Annotated in this window: 16 protein-coding genes; 11 read left to right on the top strand and 5 right to left on the bottom strand. The window is 65.3% G+C overall.

Annotation, left to right across the window (positions count from 1 at the left end):
- Positions 1-121: 121 nt before the first annotated feature.
- Positions 122-790, bottom strand: coding sequence for an SHOCT domain-containing protein (locus GBB18_RS10715; protein WP_225979193.1), 669 nt, complete (start codon positions 788-790; stop codon positions 122-124).
- 313 nt (positions 791-1,103) lie between these two features.
- Here GBB18_RS10715 and eccB point away from each other — a divergent pair, with 313 nt between their 5' ends.
- Positions 1,104-2,429 (top strand): type VII secretion protein EccB, encoded by a 1,326-nt coding sequence (gene eccB / locus GBB18_RS02675; RefSeq protein ID WP_151640692.1) that lies wholly within the window; start codon positions 1,104-1,106, stop codon positions 2,427-2,429.
- Positions 2,430-2,490: 61 nt separating this feature from the next.
- On the opposite strand, the gene GBB18_RS02670 is transcribed toward eccB, so the two are convergent.
- Together GBB18_RS02670 and eccD are read right to left on the bottom strand one after the other, a co-directional pair.
- Positions 2,491-3,705: a S8 family serine peptidase gene (locus GBB18_RS02670; protein ID WP_151640691.1), complete on the bottom strand. Its 1,215-nt coding sequence runs from the start codon at positions 3,703-3,705 to the stop codon at positions 2,491-2,493.
- Positions 3,706-3,711: 6 nt separating this feature from the next.
- Positions 3,712-5,139, bottom strand: a complete 1,428-nt coding sequence (gene eccD / locus GBB18_RS02665) for a type VII secretion integral membrane protein EccD (RefSeq protein ID WP_192795892.1) — start codon at positions 5,137-5,139, stop codon at positions 3,712-3,714.
- Between the two features lie 363 nt (positions 5,140-5,502).
- Here eccD and eccCa point away from each other — a divergent pair, with 363 nt between their 5' ends.
- The 6 genes from eccCa (at position 5,503) to rpsI (ending at position 12,697) form a co-directional block, all read left to right on the top strand.
- Complete coding sequence (gene eccCa / locus GBB18_RS02660; protein WP_151640689.1) at positions 5,503-9,138, top strand: type VII secretion protein EccCa; 3,636 nt, start codon at positions 5,503-5,505, stop codon at positions 9,136-9,138.
- Complete coding sequence (locus tag GBB18_RS02655; protein WP_151640688.1) at positions 9,139-10,224, top strand: type VII secretion-associated protein; 1,086 nt, start codon at positions 9,139-9,141, stop codon at positions 10,222-10,224. It begins immediately after the preceding gene.
- Positions 10,225-10,415: 191 nt separating this feature from the next.
- On the top strand, positions 10,416-10,730 hold the full coding sequence (locus GBB18_RS02650) for a WXG100 family type VII secretion target (RefSeq protein WP_151640687.1): 315 nt from the start codon (positions 10,416-10,418) through the stop codon (positions 10,728-10,730).
- 69 nt (positions 10,731-10,799) lie between these two features.
- Positions 10,800-11,087 (top strand): WXG100 family type VII secretion target, encoded by a 288-nt coding sequence (locus GBB18_RS02645; protein WP_151640686.1) that lies wholly within the window; start codon positions 10,800-10,802, stop codon positions 11,085-11,087.
- 621 nt (positions 11,088-11,708) lie between these two features.
- Positions 11,709-12,152 carry a 50S ribosomal protein L13 gene (gene rplM / locus GBB18_RS02640; RefSeq protein ID WP_151528899.1) on the top strand — a complete coding sequence of 148 codons (444 nt, stop codon included), beginning with the start codon at positions 11,709-11,711 and terminating at the stop codon, positions 12,150-12,152.
- Positions 12,149-12,697 (top strand): 30S ribosomal protein S9, encoded by a 549-nt coding sequence (gene rpsI / locus GBB18_RS02635; protein WP_151640685.1) that lies wholly within the window; start codon positions 12,149-12,151, stop codon positions 12,695-12,697. Before rplM ends, rpsI begins: the two co-directional genes overlap by 4 nt.
- Positions 12,698-12,799: 102 nt before the next feature.
- Here rpsI and GBB18_RS02630 read toward each other — a convergent pair whose 3' ends face one another.
- Complete coding sequence (locus GBB18_RS02630) at positions 12,800-13,798, bottom strand: TIGR00730 family Rossman fold protein (RefSeq protein WP_151640684.1); 999 nt, start codon at positions 13,796-13,798, stop codon at positions 12,800-12,802.
- Positions 13,799-13,934: 136 nt separating this feature from the next.
- On the opposite strand from GBB18_RS02630, the gene glmM reads away from it, so the two are divergent.
- From glmM to GBB18_RS02615, 3 genes are all read left to right on the top strand, one after another.
- Complete coding sequence (gene glmM / locus GBB18_RS02625; RefSeq protein WP_151640683.1) at positions 13,935-15,278, top strand: phosphoglucosamine mutase; 1,344 nt, start codon at positions 13,935-13,937, stop codon at positions 15,276-15,278.
- Positions 15,279-15,428: 150 nt separating this feature from the next.
- Positions 15,429-15,752, top strand: coding sequence for a hypothetical protein (locus tag GBB18_RS02620; protein ID WP_151640682.1), 324 nt, complete (start codon positions 15,429-15,431; stop codon positions 15,750-15,752).
- Complete coding sequence (locus GBB18_RS02615; RefSeq protein WP_151640681.1) at positions 15,749-17,233, top strand: hypothetical protein; 1,485 nt, start codon at positions 15,749-15,751, stop codon at positions 17,231-17,233. Before GBB18_RS02620 ends, GBB18_RS02615 begins: the two co-directional genes overlap by 4 nt.
- 309 nt (positions 17,234-17,542) lie before the next feature.
- Here GBB18_RS02615 and GBB18_RS02610 read toward each other — a convergent pair whose 3' ends face one another.
- The gene (locus tag GBB18_RS02610) at positions 17,543-18,409 is read right to left on the bottom strand and encodes a dienelactone hydrolase family protein (RefSeq protein WP_151640680.1); all 867 of its coding nucleotides are present in this window, start codon (positions 18,407-18,409) and stop codon (positions 17,543-17,545) included.
- A 155-nt stretch (positions 18,410-18,564) separates the two neighbouring features.
- Here GBB18_RS02610 and glmS point away from each other — a divergent pair, with 155 nt between their 5' ends.
- Positions 18,565-20,430 (top strand): glutamine--fructose-6-phosphate transaminase (isomerizing), encoded by a 1,866-nt coding sequence (glmS, locus tag GBB18_RS02605; protein ID WP_151640679.1) that lies wholly within the window; start codon positions 18,565-18,567, stop codon positions 20,428-20,430.
- Positions 20,431-20,471: the final 41 nt, after the last annotated feature.

Raw genomic sequence — 20,471 nt, 5'->3', positions numbered from 1 at the left:
GGATGGAGGTCCCTTGACTCGGGTGTCCCCATCCCAAGCGCATCAGTGTTATCACCAGGCCACCGTCACGACCACAGCGGCCCGATGTCGTGACTAGCGATAACTCATCGTATGGCGGTTATTAGAGTCCGAGGGCCTTGGCCTTCGCGGCCGCGAATTCCTCGTCGGAGAGAATTCCTTGGGCATGAAGATCAGCAAGTTTCTTAATCTGTTCCATGCCGGTATCGAGATCAGAAGGGGCAGCCGCGGCCTGGGAAGGCGAAGTGGCTGCATCCTGCGCTCCGGCTGTTTGGCGCTCGCGCACAATGTCCTGCAATTCCTCGAAATCCCGAGTGCACTTTTCGAGTTGAATCATCTGGGCATTAGACCACAGATTAATCCATGCTCCTCGGAGATTACGCCCCACGTCAATACGATCGATTGCGCTGTAGAGCAGCTCTGTATGGGCGAAGTTGAGCGTCTTGTTATAGGCAATAAAAATGCGATCCACCGTGGCGACAAGTACGCATCCGACATCTAAGTCCGCTTCTTTGGCTACGGCTGCAAAAAGAATCTCTTCATCGTCTCGCAGGACCATCCCAGCCTGTGATACTGCTGCAAGACAGGAGTTTCGCTCAAGTGCGGGGAGATGCTTCTGGATGATTTTCGTTTTGGCGATCATCCGCTTCTGCAACGCGATTTCGGAATCGACCTTGGCGCCGAGCTTGTCCACCATCGACCCCACGAGGTTGGTGTTCTTCGAATCAGACGATGAAGGGGTCTGCCCAGACCGGCGCTTAAAAATGCCCACAGTGTTCCTCCACAAGATGGTTGAGTACTCTAACCTCTGCAGAATACTGGGCGGGGGTAGAGCTCTGGGGAATGATTCAGTGAGTACAGGTAGAGCACGCGCTGTCCTCACCCTGCACCCCGCCTGCGCAGCGTTTAAAGTGAGAGCAGCGTCGCTCAGCGCAGGTACACAGCACAGAATCTGCAGGCCTTGAGGCCATCAGCACCCGTCGGGGGACGGGGTGCGTCGAAAAGCCACCTAGAGGCTTTCGCGTGAGTGTGTGTGCGAGGGCGCGGTCCTAATAGTCATTCTCGGGGGAGGAGTCTGGTGCCACATGGGTGAGCACTCCGATACACACCATCAGCCGCTGCGGTCGATCCTGCAGCCCACCACGCAGGCGCAGGTGAGCGGCTATAAGTTTCTGCTCCGTCGCGCCGAGCTCGGGGCGGTGATGGGCGATATTCGAATGATCCACGATCCGCTCGGGGCGCGGAATAAGGCGCTGGCCTTTGGTGCTGCCGCGGCTGTGGTGGTGGGGCTGGGCGCCGGCGCGATGGCGCTATTTTCGCCGCAGCGCGATCCAGGGGAGGCGCCGATCATGGTGGCCGATTCGGGGGCGCTCTATGTGCGCTCCGAGGAGGGCGTTCATCCCGTAACTAATTTGGCTTCGGCACGGCTGGTGGTGGGCGAGGCCGCCACCCCAGCGCGGATTTCGGATGCGGTGCTGGCCACGCAGCGTTTCGCGCATGAGGTGGGCATCGGGGTGGCGCCGTCGGCCGTGGCGGACACGGCGCCGGAGCAGCCTTTGGTGGCCTGCCACGAGGTGCGTAGTGATGAGCTGCACGTGGGCTCGGGGATTGAGTATCGGCCGCTGGGGGAGGAGGAGGCGTTTGTGGCCCGCGATGAGCGCGGTACGCAGTGGTTGATTACCTCCGAGGGGCGTCGCCGGTTGCCTTTTGCGCGTGATGAGCTGGGGGCCGCTACCCGCCAGGCAGTGGGGGTGGATAGAGACACTCCGGTGGTGGAGACCTCCAGTACGTGGCTGAATACTGTTCATGCGCTGCCGGATTTCGCGGTGCCCTCGGGCCCGTGGGAGATCGCGGATGTGGGCGGGGCCGCCTATCTCATCCGCCGCGAGGGCCTGATAGAGCTCACGGACACGCAACGCAGCATTCTCGTGCAACTGGGGGCGCGGACGCGCGAGCGCACGCGGGAGGACATCAGTGGTTTCGGCGATAGTGGGCAGACACTGCAGCTGCTGCGTCGCCCGTATTCGCTTATCGACGCCCCCTTCCTCGGCGCGCCGGAGTCGCATCCAGCGGCGGTGTGCTCGGCGGGTACACAGCGCGGCCCTGGGGTGCGGATGGGCGCGCTGGAGGGTTCGATCCCCGTGTTAGGTGCCCATGCCACCCATTACCGTCCGGCCTATGAGGATGAGCAGCGCTCGGGCTTGGCCTTTGGGGTGGATACCGCCCAGGGCACGCATGTGATCTCGGAGACGGGGCGGCGGCATGCGGTGCCCTCGGGCAAAGAGTTAGCGGTGGTGGGCGTGGAGTCCACCACGGCGGCCTCATGGTCGGTGGTGTCGTTATTGCCGGAGGGCGAGGTGCTGTCTTTTGAAGCGGCCCGCGCTCCCGCGCATCGCAATATAGAGGAATAGCTCAGCGCTATAAGTAACCCCTTGCCCTTCGCCTCAGCCTGTGGGCGAGGGGCGAGGGTTTTTAGGCCTCGTGGTCGCTGTGCCAGCCGCGGATGATGGCGCGGAGTGCGATCGCGGCGAGGGCCACCGCTGCCATGATCGCCACCCGGCTGCGGGTGGGATCGCTCTGCACGGTGCGGATGGTGATATCCCGCTCCGCTGCGGTGGTGCGGGTATCGAGATCGAGGTGAGTGAGCGCGGCGTGGATATCGAATTCACCCCGCGCCGGGTCGGCGATGGTGGCCAGTCGCGCCCGGATCTCCGCGGGGCTGGCGTGGCGGTCGCGCTGCAGCAGGAGTGCGACGGTGCCAGAGACCACCGGCGTGGCGAAGCTGGTGCCGCTATAGCCGTGTACTTGCCCTTCGTCGCCATATACCCCAGAGGCGAGGCCGCTTCCTTCCGAGTGCAGGGCTATGGGCACATCGCCCTTGGCGCTGAGCCGCAGCCCAGTGTCCTCGGCGGCGGGGAGTGCGTAGTCGGCGAGGCTGCGCGTGGAGTGATCGACGGCGCTGACCGCGATCACGGTGGGCAGATGCGCCGGATACACCACATCGCCGGGTGAGCACTTCTCGGAGACATTGCCGGCCGCGGCGACCACCACGACGTTGCTGGCCTCCGCCCGTCGTACCGCAGCGCGGAGTGCTTGCGTGTTCAGCCCCGCGGCGCGGGCGGGAGAGACGCAGGACACCACCGACACGTTGATCACATCCGCTTTGGCGTCGATGGCCGCGTGGATAGCCTCGGCGAGATTCGCGAGATTACCGCTGCTGCTGTGCTGCGGGCTGCGATAGTGGGTGCTGGTGTGGCGGATGCTGAGGATCTCAGCATCCGGGGCGATGCCGGTGAGTTCATCGCTGCTCGGGTCGGGGCGCATGCCGATGATCCCTGCCACCACGGTGCCGTGGGAGTCACAATCATGATCTGCGCGCGGCTGTTCGGGGTGGATAAAATCCGCATCTGGGGTCATGCGCAGGCGTGGATGCTGCGCCACCCCGGTATCGACCACGGCGACTTTTACCCCGGCACCGGTGGCGTGCTGGTGGGTATCGCGGAGGGCGAGGGAGCGTCGTACAGCCTCATCCCATGCGGCACGATCGCCAGCGGAGTCGCTGATCTGCACGGGCTGAGCGCAGGCAATGTCTGGGGCATCCGGCGCGGGCGGCGAGTCCTGGGCGACGGTGAGAGGGGCGCAGCCGACGAGCAGCACGGCGGCCATCAGGGGACACACGAAGCGCATCACGACCTACCATCCCCAGGTGCGGATCGCGGTGAATATGCCCATGAGGTGCGCGGAGAGCGGAATGATGGCGGCCAATGCGATGTGCTCCACTCGCTCGAGGCGCCGCTGCCATGTGGGCTCCATGGTGGATAGCGGCCCAGTGAGTAGGGGAGCGGCGCCCGCTAGCGCGAGCACAGCCCCGGCGAGCACCAACGGCCAGATAATCCACGAGCCCTGGCCGGCAAGCTCCGCGGTGGCCATACGCAGCGCGCATAGCGCGAGCGCGGCCATCCCGGCGCAGCTAGAGACCCACAACGCCCACATGCTCCAGACATCGTGATGACGGGCGGCATGCACCACCACGGACCCCACGGTGCAGGCCACCAAGGCGAGGGCGAAGGCATCGGCGCGCTGGGCGAGCACCAGCAGCAGCGGGCTCAGTACCACCGTGAGCCCAAGGTAGAAACCACCCAGGATCTGCGCAGTTCGCCGGGCCTTCTTCTCCGGCTCGGCGATCGTATGATCGGCCACCTCGAGGTCCTGGCCGGCCGAGGGGATCAGCGGCACCCGGAGACCCGCGGCTTTCAGTGCCACACTGGGCGCGGCGCTCATAGCCACCATGGCCATCGCGATGGTGCCGGCGCTGGCAGCCACCCACTCGCCGCTCGCGGCCAGCAACCCGCCGCACACCGTCAGCAGGGCGACCGTGGTGATCGCCGCGGCACAGTGCCGAATATGCAGGGTCTTCGCGCCGAGGGCGGTGGCGGCGGCCAGTCCACCCGCAGCAGCCACCAGAGTCCACCCCGCGGCACTGCTCGAGAGCGCGAGGGCCTCCACGCCGCGCTGCTGGGCGGCGCTGGCCCCGGCTATCGCTGCGCTGAGCTGGGCAATGCCCATATAGCAGGCGGTGGCCTCTGGGTTGAGCCGGCGGCGCGCCCGCAGGGCCACTGCGCTGGCCGCCAGCGCGAGGCTGGCACCCCACCACGCCACTGCGGTGGCACTCAGCGGTGCGGCCACCGCGCCGAGACACACTACTAGGCCCGCCACCAGCAGCGGTAGCGTATCGAGGCCGCGCCGGCAGGGGGTGCTGGCGGCGTCGGCAAGCGCATGGGCGGTGTCTTTGACCACCGGCGCGGCGTGCTGCTCATACGGCCCGAGCACCAGCACGCCCCCATGCAGGAAGGGCACGGTGTGCAGCGGCCGGGTGGCGTCGATAGGCACCCCTGCGGCGGTGCGCCCCTGCCAGGGCACGCTGATGCTCGGCGCATCGAGGAGATCTAAGACCTCATCGAGCACCTCCGCCAGTGAGGAACGCGGCGGCAACACAATATCGAGCTGACGATTGCGCTCGGGCTGCTCCGGCACGTCGAGACGGATGGTGGTGGTCACCGCCGTGGTGGCGGGGCGCGGCTCGTGCGGCGGCGCCGATGGTGAGTGAAGTGACAGCGTCACAAGAAATTCCCCCTGAGTAGATAACACGATCACGCCCACAGACGGCACAGAGAGATAGCGGTGCTCGCGCGCACGACGGCGTCGAGTGCTGCTGCGATGGTTCCCCCGAACCATCTCCCCCCTCCACCCTCCATGGGGTGCTGGCGAGCTGCAGACGCGAAACCTTTGGCCTGCAGTGCCCATCAGCTTGGCTTAGGATCAGTGCCGTGTCCACTCGAGGCGCACCGGAGCAGCGGCCGAGCACCGCTGTTCCGGTGGGGCTGAGCGAGCGGGCGACGTCGATCATGCATGCGGCGCGGGGATGGGGGACATGCCTGCGCGCCGGGTGCAGCCAGTATCCGTGCTACGGGGGGAGTTTGAGATATGGCTGTCGCATTTCCGCAGGCAGTAGAAGAAACCAGAGCGATCGAGCGGATCGCGGCACCACCGCTGCCCAGCGGCAGCATCCAGCCGGAAGCCGTACCGGATGCCCCGACGCGGCAGCCGGTGCCGCTGGTGCGCATCATCATCCCGGTGGTGATGGTGCTGGCCATGGTGGGCATGGTGGCGCTGATGCTCACCGGAGAACGGCAGCTTAATCCCATGATGCTGCTCTTTCCGCTGATGATGGGCGCCTCGATGCTGGCGATGTTTATGCCCCAGGGTGGCGAGGATAGCGATGACACCCGCCGCACCTATCTGCGGCATCTCTCGCATGTTCGCCGCGCCGCGCTGAACAACGCCGCCGCGCAGCGCGCCCACGAGCTGCACCGCCACCCCGATCCGAAGGCGCTCTACGCCGCCGCCGGCTCGCCGCGGATGTGGGAGCGCAGCCTCGGCGATCCCGATGTGGGGGAGGTGCGCATCGGGCGTGGCACCACCGCGCTCTGCACGCCGATCGAATTACACAACATCAACGCCACCGAGGACCTTGACCCGGTGTGCGCGGTGGCGCTGCGCCACATGGTGACCGCCGTGGACACCGTGCCCGCCATGCCACTGGTGGTGCAGGTGGGCTCGTTCAGCGTGCTCTCGCTGCACGGGGAAAAGGCCCGGGCTCTCGCGCGGGCACTCATCGCCCAACTGGTCTTTCACCACGGGCCCGAGGCCATCGGCATCGAGGTGCTCAGCGGCACCCGCGCCGCTGCCGCCGCCGAGGGGGAGTGGCAGTGGCTAAAATGGTTGCCGCACACCCGCACTCCCAGCGAGGCCGCCTGCCGGGTACTCATCGTGGATATCGACGATGCCGAGCAGCCCGCCCACCTCGTGGGCTCGCGCCGCTGGGATCTCATTATCGCCATCGACGCCCACCAGGCCACGCCGCTGTATGAGGCAGCCTTCAATGACGGGCTGATCCTGCACGCCGATGCCGCGCTGGTGGTCTCGATTCTCGGCGGCGAGGAAACCATCGGGGTGCCCGATACCCTCAGCATCGCCGAGGCCACCTGCCTGGCCAAGGCCCTTCATCCCCACGACCGGCCAGAGCGGCACAGCACCGCTCCTTCGGGAGAGCTCCTGCCGCTGCTCGGCTACCACGAGCAAGAGCATGTGCGCGCCGAGACCCTGTGGGCGCCGCGCGCCCCAGGCGATCCCACCCGCCTCAACGTGCCCATCGGTGTGGGAAGCGATGGTCAGCCGCTGCTGCTCGATATCAAAGAATCCGCCCACGGCGGGGTGGGGCCGCACGGGCTGTGTATCGGTGCCACCGGATCGGGAAAATCCGAGCTCCTGCGCACGTTCGTGGTCTCTCTTGCCCTTAGCCACTCCCCAGCGGAGCTGAACTTTGTGCTGGTGGACTTCAAAGGCGGCGCCACCTTCCTCGGCCTCGATGGCCTGCCGCACACCTCCGCAGTGATCACCAACCTGCACGCCGAGGCTGATCTGGTAGAGCGCATGAGCGACGCCATCTCTGGGGAGATGAACCGCCGCCAAGAAGTACTGCGCGCGGCCGGCAACGTGCCCAATGTGGAGGCCTTCAACGCCGCCGCGGCCGCAGCTGGCACCGAGCCGATGCCGGCGCTGGTGATCGTGATCGATGAGTTCTCCGAGCTGCTCGGCCAGCATCCCGACTTCGCCGATCTCTTCGCCGCCGTCGGCCGGCTGGGCCGCTCCCTGCACATCCACCTGCTGCTCGCCAGCCAGCGCCTGGAGGAGGGGCGGCTGCGCGGGCTGGACTCGCACCTCAGCTACCGCATTGGGTTGCGCACCTTCTCGGCCATGGAATCCCGCCACGTGCTCGGCGTGCCGGACGCCTATGAGCTGCCCAATCAACCCGGCCGTGGCTTCATCAAAGCCGATGCCGCCGAGGTGCGCGGCTTCCAAGCAAGCTATGTCTCCGGCCCGGTCAGCGCCAGTACCAGCCCCGCTGCGGAGGCGATCGTGCGGGTGGGCCGCTTCGATACCCGCGCCGATACCCTGCCCGAGCCGCGCCTGCCCGCCGCCAGCGCCAGCTCGCAGCAGGGCCCCTCGAGTACCCAGACGCTCGTGGATCTCACCGTGGAACTCACCACCGCCCGCGCCGCCCAGCTGGGGCTGAAGGCGCACAAGGTGTGGCTGGATCCGCTGCCCGCTGCCATCCCGCTCGGCGGGGTGGTGGAGGATCTCGGCCCCCTACGTGCTGCGGTGGGCGTGATCGATCGCCCCTATGAGCAGCGCCAAGATCCCCTCGTGGTGGACTTCACCGGCCAAAACGGGCATGTGGCGGTCTGCGGCGGGCCGCAGAGCGGAAAAACCACCATGCTGCGTAGCATCGCCACCGCGCTCGCCTCCACCCACAGCACCGAGACGCTGCGCCTCTACGCTCTGGACCTCGGCGGCGGCGGGCTCGGCACCCTCACTCGCCTCCCACACACCGCTGGGGTGGCTGGCCGCGAGCAGGAAGAAACCATCGCCCGCGTGGTGGATGAGGTGCTCGGTTTTATCGATGAGCCGGAGCAGCGCCACACTTTTTTGCTTATCGACGGTTGGCAGGCACTCACCACCGACTTCGAGGAGCTCACCCCGAGCCTGCAGCGCATCGCCAGCGAGGGCCTCGCGGCGCGGGTGCACCTGGTGATCTCTACCTCCCGCTGGACCGCCCTGCGGCCATCGGTGCGGGATCTCATCGGGCAACGCTATGAGCTGCGTCTGCCCGAGGCCATGGACTCAGTGATCGATCGCCGCCGCCAAGAAAAACTCCCCGCCCTGCCCGGCCGAGGACTCAACGCGGCAGGGGAGAATATCCTCATCGCCCAATCCAGCGCCCAAGACATCGCCCATGTGGCCCGGCAGAGCGAGGAAGCCGGCATGGCGGCCGTGCCGGCGCTGAAAACCCTGCCTCTTAGCCTGCCGGCCGCCAGCCTGCCCGACTCCGAGCAGGTGCTGCTGGGCATGGGCGGGGCCCGACTCGAGCCGGTGGCGGTGGACTTCAGCGACACCCAGCACGTGATTGCCCTTGGCAACAAGGGCTGCGGCAAATCCCAACTACTCAAGGTCGTGGGCCGGCAGCTCGCCCAGCTGCCGCATGAGCAGGCGCGGCTGCTGGTCATCGATCATCGCCGTCGCCACCTCGGGGTATTCCCCGAGCACATGCTGGCCGGCTATAGCGGCACCACCGACGCCAGCCGCAGCCTCATCAGCGATCTCAGCACCACGCTGCGTCAACGCCTACCCAGCGAAGACATCACCCCGCAGCAGCTGCTTCAACGTTCCTGGTGGAGCGGGCCCGAGCTATATCTGCTTATCGACGACGCCGAGCTGCTGCCACACGGATTACTCGATCCGCTCGCGCCCCTGCTCCCGCACGCCACCGATATCGGCTTGCACCTGATCTACGCCCGCAAATCCGGCGGTGCCTCCCGCGCCTTCTTTGCGCCTGGACTCGCCGAATTGAAGGACTCCTCGCCGCTGGTGCTGCTCTTCGACAGCGATAAAGACGAAGGCCCGCTCTTCGGGGCGCGGCCCGCCACCCTCGCGCCGGGGCGGGCCCAGTTGATCCGCGGCGGCAGTGCCGAAGGACTCATTCAGGTGGTGAGTGACTAAATGATGCCCCGTTGGGAAGTCTCCGTCACCGATGCGCTCACCATCGTGGTCGAGGCCACCACCGCTAAAGCGCACTACTTCTATGATCTCGGCGCCGCCGCCTTAAGCGAGCCCGATCAGGCCCGCCGCTTAGTCTCCGAGCTGCGGGATCTGACCGGTAGCCAGTGGCCGCAGGTCGAGGTGATCATCGATGCCGCCGAAGAACCCGGCGAGTGCCTGCTGGAGCAGTGTCACACCGCCCGCGTTCGGGCCTGGCGCTATGGCGAGCCGCCACCCGAGCCAGTCGAAGCGTCCGAGCCCACCGCACCTGCAGCGCCACCCGCCCCGCCCGCCACCGCGCTGCGATCTACTGCGGCGCCGCAGCCGGAGCCCGAGAACAGCCCGTGGCCGCAGCCGCCACAGGGCGTGCGCCGCCGCTCCCTCCACGGTGGCGGCATCGCCCAGCTGCTGGAGCGGGTCAATCTCTTTAGCGTGGGCATCGTGGCCGTGGTGCTGCTTGTGGTGGGGGTGAGCTGGTGGTCTACCCAGCAGTCCTTGGAGCCGGCGCCGGTGCGCACGGTGGCGGAACCGGAGCAGCCGGGTTCCAGCCTGCCGCCGAGTGACAGTGCCGAGGAGGAGGCGTCGACAAGCGCTGCGGCGCCGCGAGAGATAGTGGTAGAGCGTGGCCCGGTGCGGGTGCGCACCCCGGAGGGATTCGAGATTAGTGACCGTGGGGACAGTAGCTTTCAGCTCAACGGTGCGGATCCCGAACTGCGCATCCTCATCTCCTTCGATGAGGTCTATTCTGTGTCGCCGGAGGCGGTGATCGCCGAGGTAGAGGCGATGGTGGCCGTGGATGAGACACTGCGCACCGAGGCGGCCGTATTTCGCCGGCACGGGCAGCCCGCCCAGACCAGCTATATCGAAGAACCAGGCGATGGCTCGCTGGTGCGCTGGACCGCCTGGGTAGAGCAGGACACCTTGATCAGCGTGGGCTGTCATTCGCGGCATCAGCCCAGCCATGCGCATACCGCCAGCTGCCGCATGGCGGTGGATAGTCTCGAGCACCGCGATAACACCACCGGCGATGGGGAGAAGCTTTTTTAGCCGGGGCGGAACCTCAGTCGCTGTGCCTGACGTCTATATCCCATGAAGCCACTTGGTTTCACCACCACAGGGGGGATTGTGTGGAGCACTCGGGGGAGCATCACATCCGATCACTGTGCAGTCCATTCCCTATACATCCGACAGCAGCTGCTGCATCAATGCACACAGGATTATTTTTTCAAGGAGCATCTATGACTGGGCACTTTCGCACAGAATCACAGACCATGGTCGCCACCGCAGGCAAGGTGGATCAGACCAACCACGACGTTCAGGCTGAGCTAGCCCGGCTGCGCGGCACCGTCGACGCCATCAGCGGTAGCTGGCAGGGCAGCGCGCAGCTGGCTTTCACCAATCTCATGAGCCGCTGGGATGCCTCGGCACGCCAGCTACAGGAGGCGCTGACCTCCATCTCGGAGAATATCCGCGCCAACGCCCGTGCCTTCGACGTTTCCGAGACCGAGAACGAAACCGCATTCCGTCAGGTCGGTGGCGGCTTGGCGCTCTAGCGCCGCCGCATCCGCTCACTTGCATCAGCACACGCTCAAGAGCTCAACACAGAAAGGTTAATGCCACTCATGGACACGATTCGTTATCAATTCGGCGCCATCAGCCAAGCGGCTGAGGATATTCGCGCCACCTCCGCCAAGATCAACGCCAACTTGGAGGACCTCAAAGCCCAGATCGCGCCGATGACTGCGGCGTGGGAAGGCGAATCCTCCTCCGCCTACCAGGAAGCCCAGCGCGCGTGGGATGCCGCCGCGCTGGAAATCAACACTATTTTGACCACCATCTCCCGCACTGTGGCAGAAGGCAATGAGCGTATGAGCGATGTCAACCGCCGTGCTGCCGCTAGCTGGAGCTAGCCGCCCGCGGCCGCAGAGCTAGGGCCGGTGCTTGTATCGTGCGAGGGCGTGTCCGTGGAATCCCCATGTTTTCCGTCTATTACTAAACTCCAAGGACGCAGCCGCTCACTCGCATCAGCTCACTGCCCGTAGCCTCGTTACGCCGGCGCACAACCGCCACGCCCCCGCGGGTCGGAGGCAGGTCCGCAAGGCATAGAACCACCACCCCATCGAGCAGTACGCTGCCACACCTCGCGTAGTGGTGCCAGCCGCCAATGATGAATGTGCGGCACGCTACCGCGGGGTGTGTGCCGTTTTATGCGCCCTATCGCTCAAGGTATGAGCTGATCTCCGAGTATGTCTGGGTTATCTCGGCGCGGGCCTCGACGGTAGGGGGCAGTAACAAGGGAATTGCGCGGTGGAGGCGGGCTGGTACAGCGGGGCAAGGAGGAGTTTGCGCTGCGCAGGTAAAGGGGGCTAAAATTCATTCTTCGTGTGTACTCGCCGTAGCTACGCCTGCCCTCCTAGGGATGCGAAAACTGCGAAAAGTACTGATATCGCGGGTCTCCACCGGCCGCCGCGCTATCCATAACTGACACGTTTGGCTGGCAGCTAGCAGAATAGACTTTGAAAGGTTTTGCATTGTCTACTTATCACCCGAAGAGCGGTGACATCACCCGCAAGTGGTATGTCATCGACGCCACTGATGTGGTGCTGGGTCGCCTGGCAGTGACCGCCGCAGGCCTCCTGCGCGGCAAGGGCAAGCCCCAGTACGCACCCAACGTCGACTGCGGTGACCACGTCATCATCATCAATGCTGACAAGGTTGCTGTTTCCTCCAACAAGCGCGAGCGTGAGTTCCGCTACCGTCACTCTGGCTACCCGGGTGGTCTGAAGACCATGTCCCTGGGGCGCTCCCTCGAGCTGCACCCGGAGCGCGTTGTGTTCGAGTCTGTTGAGGGCATGATGCCGCACAACCGTCTCTCCCGCGCCTCGGTGAAGAAGCTTCACGTCTTCGCCGGCTCCGAGCACCCGTATGCAGCCCAGAAGCCCGAGACCTTCGAGATCAAGCAGGTGGCCCAGTGACCGAACAGAATCAGAACGAATCCCAGGTAGCCTCCGCTGAGGACATCGCTGCAGCGCAGGCCGCAACCGAAGAGTTCACCAACACCATCGGTGACTCCCTCGTGGACGAGTCCGCCGAGACCTCCGAGGCTCCCGCAGCCGAGGGCCCGGCCGACCTCAGCCACCCGATCCAGACCGTCGGCCGTCGTAAGCGCGCCGTCGCCCGCGTCACCATGACCCAGGGCACCGGCAAGATCACCGTTAACGGCCGTGAGTTCGAGGAGTACTTCCCCTCCAAGCTCAACCAGCAGGACATCAAGACCCCGCTGACCCTTCTGGAGCGCGAGAACCAGTTCGACATCCGTGCCCGCATCTCCGGTGGCGGCCCCACCGGCCAGTCCGGTGCAATGCGTCTGGCTATCGCTCGCGCCCTCAACGAGTACAACCCGGCTGAGCGTAAGCAGCTGAAGAAGGCTGGCCTTCTCACCCGCGACGCCCGTGCCGTGGAGCGCAAGAAGGCAGGTCTACACAAGGCCCGTCGTGCTCCTCAGTACTCCAAGCGTTAAACACCAACGCTTCTTCAACGCCCGTGGCTTCGGCTACGGGCGTTGTTCGTTTATGGGGAACCGCTACAGCGCCACGGCCAGAAAACTCCTGCCGCTGTGCTGCTAGCTCCACTTCGGTTTCGGTGCGGTCCACGTGCGCATGGCCTGGAGAATCTCCTCGGGGCTATCGGCGAGGATGAGCGCGTCATAATCGTCTGCCCGAACAAAGCCCTCCTCCACCATGATGCTGAGCGCCCGCAGTGTGGGAGCCCAATAGTCGCTGTCAAGAAACGCGATTGGCTTGGCGTGATAGCCGAGCTGCTGGCCGGTCCACACATCGAAGAACTCATCTAAGGTGCCGGTGCCGCCGGGCAGGCAGAGGAAGGCGTCGGCACGCTCGCTCATGCGCTGTTTGCGGGCGGGCATAGTCTCTACCACCTCGAGCTGCGTCAGCGCGGGATGGGCGATCTCGCCGTGCATCAGGCTCTGCGGTAGCACCCCGCTCACCGCTCCGCCGGCCTCGAGGGCCGCCGTGGACACGGCCCCCATCAACCCCACTGCGCTGCCGCCATAGACAAGCCGCATGCCATTGCGTGCCAGGCTCTCTCCCACAGCGCGGGCAGCCACGAGGTGGCGCCCATCCTGTCCCGCGCGGGCGCCGCTAAACACCGCCACCGAGTGAATGGGGTGGCCCCGAAGATAATCCAGCACATGCTCTGTGAGCAGCGGCGCCAGTGGCACGGAGCGATCATAGAGTGTATCGAGTGCGAGCCACTGCCGCTCGGGGCCCAGCCCCTGTCCCGCGGCAGGTGCTGTCCTGTCCTGGGCGGCTGCGTCGTGAAGCGGCGAGCCGGGGACGAGAAATAGTGCCACCCGCGCCAGCTCGGTGTCCGTGCTGCTAGCGCGGGTCGTGATGTCTCCGCAGGGGGTGAGCTCCCCTGCTGCGATGGTGATGCCGAGTTCCTGCAGCGCCCTGAGTGCGGCGTGGGTGGCGGATTCTCCCAGCTGAGCTACAGCCTGGGGGAGGGTCAGCGCGGCGCCGGCGGGCTCGCGCACGGTGAGCAGGCGGCGGCGGGGATCACGAATAATAACGGCACTACTATCGCGGGCATCTACTGGCATGGCTGCAAGGCTACTAGCTGCCAGCCTCGGCGCACGGGCAGCTGCTTCCGCATGGGCACGGGGTCATACGTCTGAGTACCACCACAGGGGAATGTCTGGCGTGGGATCGGGGTAGCCGAGCGTGCATAATGGAGGAATGACTCGACTCTTCGGAACAGACGGTGTACGTGGATTAGCAAATAAGAAGCTGACGGCCCCCTTGGCGCTGCAGCTCGGTGCAGCGGCTGCGGAGGTACTGACAAAGGAGTACCGCAACTCCAAGCGCCGCCCCGTCGCCATCGTGGGCCGCGACCCGCGCGTCTCCGGCGAGATGCTGGCTGCGGCGATCTCCGCGGGCATGGCATCGCGCGGTGTGGACGTGTTGCGCGTCGGCGTGATTCCCACCCCGGCGGTGGCATTTTTGACCGATGATTATGGCGCGGATATGGGCGTGATGATCTCCGCCTCCCACAACCCCATGCCGGATAATGGCATCAAATTCTTTTCCGACGGCGGCCATAAACTGCCCGATGAGGTAGAGGATGAGATCGAGCGCCGCATGGACAATATCGCCGCCGAAGGTCCCACCGGCCACGGTATCGGCCGCGTGATTGAGGAAGCCTCGGACGCCCAGGAACGCTATCTGATGCATCTGGCCCAGGCCGTGCCGCAGGACCTCTCTGGGATCAAGGTGGTGGTGGACTGCGCCAATGGTGCCGCTGCCGAGGTAGCCCCATTAGCCTATGGCGCCGCCGGTGCCGAGGTGATCCCGATTCACCACAAGCCGAATTCCTACAACATCAACGACGGCTGCGGGTCCACCCACATCGAGGAAGTGCAGCGTGCGGTCCGCGAGCACGGTGCCGATATTGGCTTGGCACACGATGGTGACGCCGATCGCTGCCTCGCCGTGGATGCTGAGGGCACCATCGTTGATGGTGATCAGATCATGGCGATTCTGGCCGTGGCGATGAAGGCCAATAGCGAGCTGCGCAAGAACACCTTGGTGGCCACCGTGATGTCGAATCTGGGGCTGAAGCTAGCCATGGAGGACGCCGGCATTGAGGTGCTCACCACCCAGGTGGGCGACCGCTATGTCCTCGCCGAGCTTAACCGCAGCGGCTATAGCCTCGGTGGCGAGCAGTCCGGCCACATCGTGATCCCCGATCACGGAACCACCGGCGATGGCGTACTCACTGGCCTCTCGCTCATGGCCCGCATGGCAGAAACTGGCTCGAGCCTGCAGGAATTGGCCACAGTAATGACGGTGCTGCCGCAGATGCTCATCAACGTTCCGGTCTCGGACAAGTCCGTGATCATGGATCATCCTCGCGTCAAGGAGGCCATCACCAAGGCCGAGGCGGAGCTGGGCGACACCGGGCGGGTACTGTTGCGCGCCTCCGGCACGGAGGAGCTTTTCCGCGTCATGGTGGAGGCCGCCCACGAGGAGCAGGCCCGTAAGGTGGCCGGTCGCTTGGCCGCCGTGGTCGCTGAGGTCTAAACCCGCCTCCCGCCGTCATTCCCGCGGGGTGCGCAGAATACTTCCGCGCCGCGGGAACCTCCCAAGGGCGAGTATGCGTCTAACTCGGTGAGAAGGTGCGCCCTGTCAGGGTGCACGCCGCCGTTTCTTTGACCTCGCATGGGGGAGGCTATGACGCACACTCACATAGATTTCGATCCACCAACCGCGCTGGCGTACACCGCCGAGTTGCTCCGCACTATCGCCGAGAACACGAGTGCGCACCAGCGCCACGCACCACAGTTCCCGCCCGCTGCCGCGGGGAAGGAGCTGCGTGAACGCGGTGAAACCCTCGCCCGTGTATTCACCCAACTTCACACCGATACCGCCACTGCTTTAGACGCAGCTCGCTTATCGACGCATACCGCCAGCGGCCATCTCCGCGCTCTCTCAGAGCAGGACCACGAGGCGGCCGGCGCTCTGCACCGCATCGATACAGCAGGTGAGGGCAGATGAACAGCTCCGTGAGGTGCTATGCCTCTACGGTGGAGGCCCTGCGTCTGGCAGCGGGCCCGCTGTATATCGGGCCGCAGATCAGCGCCGAGGAGTTAAGCACCGCCGCCGAGAATCTCGCCGGTTTGGACACCTCCGCACTACGCACAGCCGCGAGTTGCGCCCTGGGGGAATCCGCCCCGCAGGACACCGGCCGCTGGGTGCAGGAGGTGCTTAGCCCCGCTCTCGCCGGAGTGGCCGAGGGGGCCATGTGCGGCGGCGTGAGCCGGGCTATGCGACAGTGGGAGCAGCGGGTAGAAGGTGCCGCAGCAGTACAGGCGGCCGCGCATTCCTGCGCCGATAGCATCGACGCAGTCGGCAGCAGCGCCCACGAGGCGGCGCAGACGATGACGCTGAGTCTTGATGAGGCAGTACGCGCGGTGTGCCACGCCCTCGAACTGCTGGGTAGTAGCGGAGCCCGCGGTCTGGCACAGCAATTAGTGCACATGGGCGCAGGTCTAATCGATAGCGCCGGCCAGCAGCTGCTGGGTATCTTCAGCGATCATGACACAGCCGTGGCGGGTTGTTTTGATGAACTGATTGCCCACGCCGAGCAGCACTGCGCCACCGAACCGCCCGCTGTGTGCACCCCAGAGCCGCGGTGCGAGTCCGCGGTCGCCCCGCCTATAGCGGAGCTGGAGCCCTGCGTGCCAGACACTCCTACACCGCAGCCGGCACCACAGCCAGCACCGGCGCCTGCGGCAGCGCCCCAACCGGCCCCGCAGGTAGAGCCGCAGCCGGCACCACAGCCAGCGCCCGCTTGCGAACCCGCGTCCGCCGCGCCGCCGCCACAACAACCACCGACAGCGCCGCCGCAGCCCTGCGTGGCAGAAACTCCTGCTACTCCACCGGGTCCGGCACCTGTGCCTGCGCCCGCCGCTGCGCTCCCGTGCCCCGCCTCCGAGCTTGGACGGCTAGTGAGTGGCTCGGTACTCACGGTGGGGCAAGCGATGGCCAGCGCCGCCGCCGTGGGGGTGGCACAGGCTCAGGCCTCGCTTCATGCACACCTCGAGGCTGCTATCGCCAGCACTATCGAGGTACCCGCTCATCTCGAACAAACACCCAGTGTATGCCCGCCTGCGCCGGCAACGGAGTGCACGCCAGTAGTGGACCAACCCTGCACCCCTGCTGTCCCAGCTGTTGACCCCGCACCCGAACCAAAGCCGGAGCCCGAGCTGGAAGCGCCTCAGCCGGACGTCCCTGCCCACCGCAGGATCTCGCTGCTGTTCCCGAACCCGAGCCACCCGCGCAGAAGGTGGCCATGCAGAGCGCAGCGCAGGAGGCAGACCAAGCGCCAGACCCCGGCCCAGCGCCAACGCCGGCACCACCCGAGCCACAACCGGAACCGCCCTCTGAAGCTGCAGCAGATGCCGCCCCATCGACTGATGAAGGAGAACACAGTGAGTACACCAGCTGGCCCCGAAAGGCAGGTACGTGGTGACTAATGTGAATCCTGATTTCCTCCGGCATCTCGAGACCTTCCAGCGGCACACGAGTGCTCGGCTCGCGGAGTTTTCCCGCTCGCTCGATGAGCTCACCGCTCAAGCACGGCGCGAAGCACGCGCCAGCGCAGAACACACTCCCACCCCGCCACACACGGGTGCCAGACAGCGCCCAGCGGTGAGTGCGGGGGAGAGGGCATGGCCGCGCCCTGCGCAGAAGAAAACCGCCCCGCGCGGTCCTGTTCGGGGAGTGCTGAGAAACTCACCTTAAAGGCACCGCTCGGAGCGGGGGATAAAGACTAAACGTGGAGGTTAGTCTTGCCCTGCAACATCAGCGGAGGCATCCACATAGGGATCGTGCTTGGCTACCTCTTCACGTAGCTCTTGGCGTGTCCAAGCGGTCACGCCTTTGCCCTCAGCCGCGAAGGCAGAGAATGCTGAGTACTTGTTCTCTCCAGCGAGCTGGTGCAGCAGGAAGCCGGTGACTAGGCCGCGGGCTGTCTCTTGGGCACCGAACTCGAGCCCGCCGATTCCGGTGAGAAGCTTGCTCACGCTCGCCTCGCGGAAACCGGTCTGGCTCGCCTTGTCCACTACGCGGAAGGCGACATCGCCGCCCCAGTTGAAGGCCACCTTTGGCGGGTTGCCCATATCGAGGAACTCGCCGCGGCCTGGGGAGAGTACCAGCCCAGGTGCGCTCACGTGGCGGGCGGCTTCCTCGGAGGAGGGGGCGGTGACGGAGGGGTAGATGGCGGCGACGGCCTTCACCAAATCGCGGTCCACGGCGGCGAGGATCGCGGCGCCGGCTCCCATGCCGTGGCCCACCAAGCCGATTTTGCCCGGTGCAACGGTGATATTGCCTTGGCCGAGCTTCACTCCAGCGGCAATCTGCATGCAGGTTTCTAGATCGGCGGCGAAGCCACGGTGATCGGGGGCGAAGCCGGTCTCCGTGTCCGGTGCCACCGCCACAATGCCCCAGCTCGCGAGGTGGCGCAGGGTGGAGTGGTAGTGCTTAATGCCCTGCCGCCAATCGTGGCCAAAGGCCACTGCGGGCAGGCCCGTGCCCTCGGCGGGGGTATAAACCTTGCCGGGGATACCGGCATAGGACAGATCGCCCACGAGCACGCGGTGGGGGCCACGCTTAGACAGTTTGGTTAGGTGTTTCTTCAAGTTCTCAGCCACGGTGTTCAAGGATAGTCTATGCACGCTAGGCCGTGGGGCTGCGGCTCTGGCCGGAGAGTGTGCGACTAGGGCACAGTGGCAGACTCAAGGGGGCTGCGGCGCGCGGTGAGCTGCTACGAGGGGAGGTGCCTCTGGGGTGAGTTAGGATGAACGGCATGTGTGGAATCGTTGGATACATCGGTCATCGTGAAGGCTTGGATGTGGCGCTCGGCGCCCTCAAGCGTATGGAATACCGTGGCTATGACTCTTCAGGAATCGCCGTTGCAGACGGTGCAGGCAGCATTAATGCTGTGAAGAAGGCCGGCAAGATTAGCAACCTCGAGATGCGCATCGATGAGGAAGGTGCCGATAACTTCCGGGGCCACACCGCTGTGGGGCACACCCGCTGGGCTACGCACGGTCGCCCCACCGACAGCAACGCCCACCCACACCTGTCTGCGGACGGCAAGGTGGCAATTGTGCACAACGGCATTATTGAGAACTTCGCGGTGCTGCGCGAGGAGCTGGAGCACAGCGGCGTGGAGCTGCTCTCTGAAACCGACTCGGAGGTGGCCGCCCACATGCTGGCCGCCGCCTATAACGAGGGTGAGACCAAGGGTGATTTCCAGGCCTCCGCCCTGCATGTGCTCAATCGCCTCGAAGGCGCGTTCACCCTGCTGTTTACCCACGCCGATCACCCGGACACCATTATTGCGGCCCGCCGCTCCACCCCGTTGATCGTCGGTATCGGCGAGGACGAGATGTTTCTTGGCTCGGATGTGGCGGCCTTTATTGAATACACCAAGGAAGCTGTTGAGCTGGGCCAGGACAACGTGGTGATCCTCACCCGTGATTCCTATGAGATTCTCAACTTCGATGGCAGCCCCGCTGAGGGCAAGCCCTTCACCATTGACTGGGATTTGAGCGCCGCCGAGAAGGGTGGCTTCGATTCCTTCATGATGAAGGAGATTCATGAGCAGCCCGCGGCGGTGCGCGACACCTTGGCCGGCCACTTCCAGGACGGCCGCATCGTCTTGGACGAGCAGAACTTCAGCCAGGCCGATCTCAAGGCCGTGGACAAAATCTTCGTGGTGGCCTGCGGTTCGGCCTACCACTCGGGCTTGCTGGCCAAGTATGCCATCGAGCACTGGGCCCGCGTCCCCGTGGAGATCGAGGTAGCCAGCGAGTTCCGTTATCGCGATCCGGTGCTGGACAAAAACACCCTCGTGGTGGCCGTGTCCCAGTCCGGTGAGACCGCCGATACGCTTGAGGCCGTTCGCCACGCCAAGGCCCAGGGCGCCAAGGTGCTGGCGGTGTGCAACACCAACGGGGCACAGATTCCCCGCGAGTCCGATGCGGTGCTTTACACCCACGCTGGCCCGGAGATTGGTGTGGCCTCCACCAAGGCCTTTTTGGCGCAGGTGGCCGCCAACTACATTGTGGGCTTGGCCCTGGCGCAGGCCAAGGGCACCAAGTACCCGGATGAGATCGCAGATATCTACCATGATCTGGAGTCCATCCCGGAGAAGATCGAGACTCTGCTCGCCGTCGAGGACGAGACCAAGCGCATCTCGGAGGTGCTGGGCGCGATTCCCACCATGCTGTTCTTGGGCCGCGGCGTGGGCTTCCCCGTGGCGCTGGAGGGTGCGCTGAAGCTGAAGGAGCTGGCCTATATTCACGCCGAGGGCTTCCCGGCTGGTGAGCTTAAGCATGGGCCGATCGCGCTCATCGAGGACGATCTTCCCGTGGTTGTGGTGGTGCCCTCGCCGCGTGGGGTGAAGCTGCTGCACTCCAAGATCGTCTCCAATATTCAGGAGATCCGTGCCCGCGGCGCGAAGACCATCGTGATCGCCGAGGAAGGCGATGATGCAGTGGAACCCTACGCCAACTGGCTCATCCGTATCCCCGAGACCTCCACGATCATGCAGCCCCTGCTGGCCACCGTGCCGCTGCAGTTCCTCGCCGCGTTTATCGCCCGTGAGTGCGGTAACGAGGATATCGATAAGCCCCGTAACCTGGCGAAGTCCGTGACTGTGGAATAGCACCAGCAGTAGAAGAACTCGAGCCCACATGCTGTGGTGCT

Source organism: Corynebacterium sp. 11A, from assembly GCF_008930935.1.
GTDB classification, from domain to species: domain Bacteria; phylum Actinomycetota; class Actinomycetes; order Mycobacteriales; family Mycobacteriaceae; genus Corynebacterium; species Corynebacterium megadyptis.
Note: the sequence above shows the minus strand (reverse complement) of the source record. Positions and strands in the feature narration are given on the sequence as shown.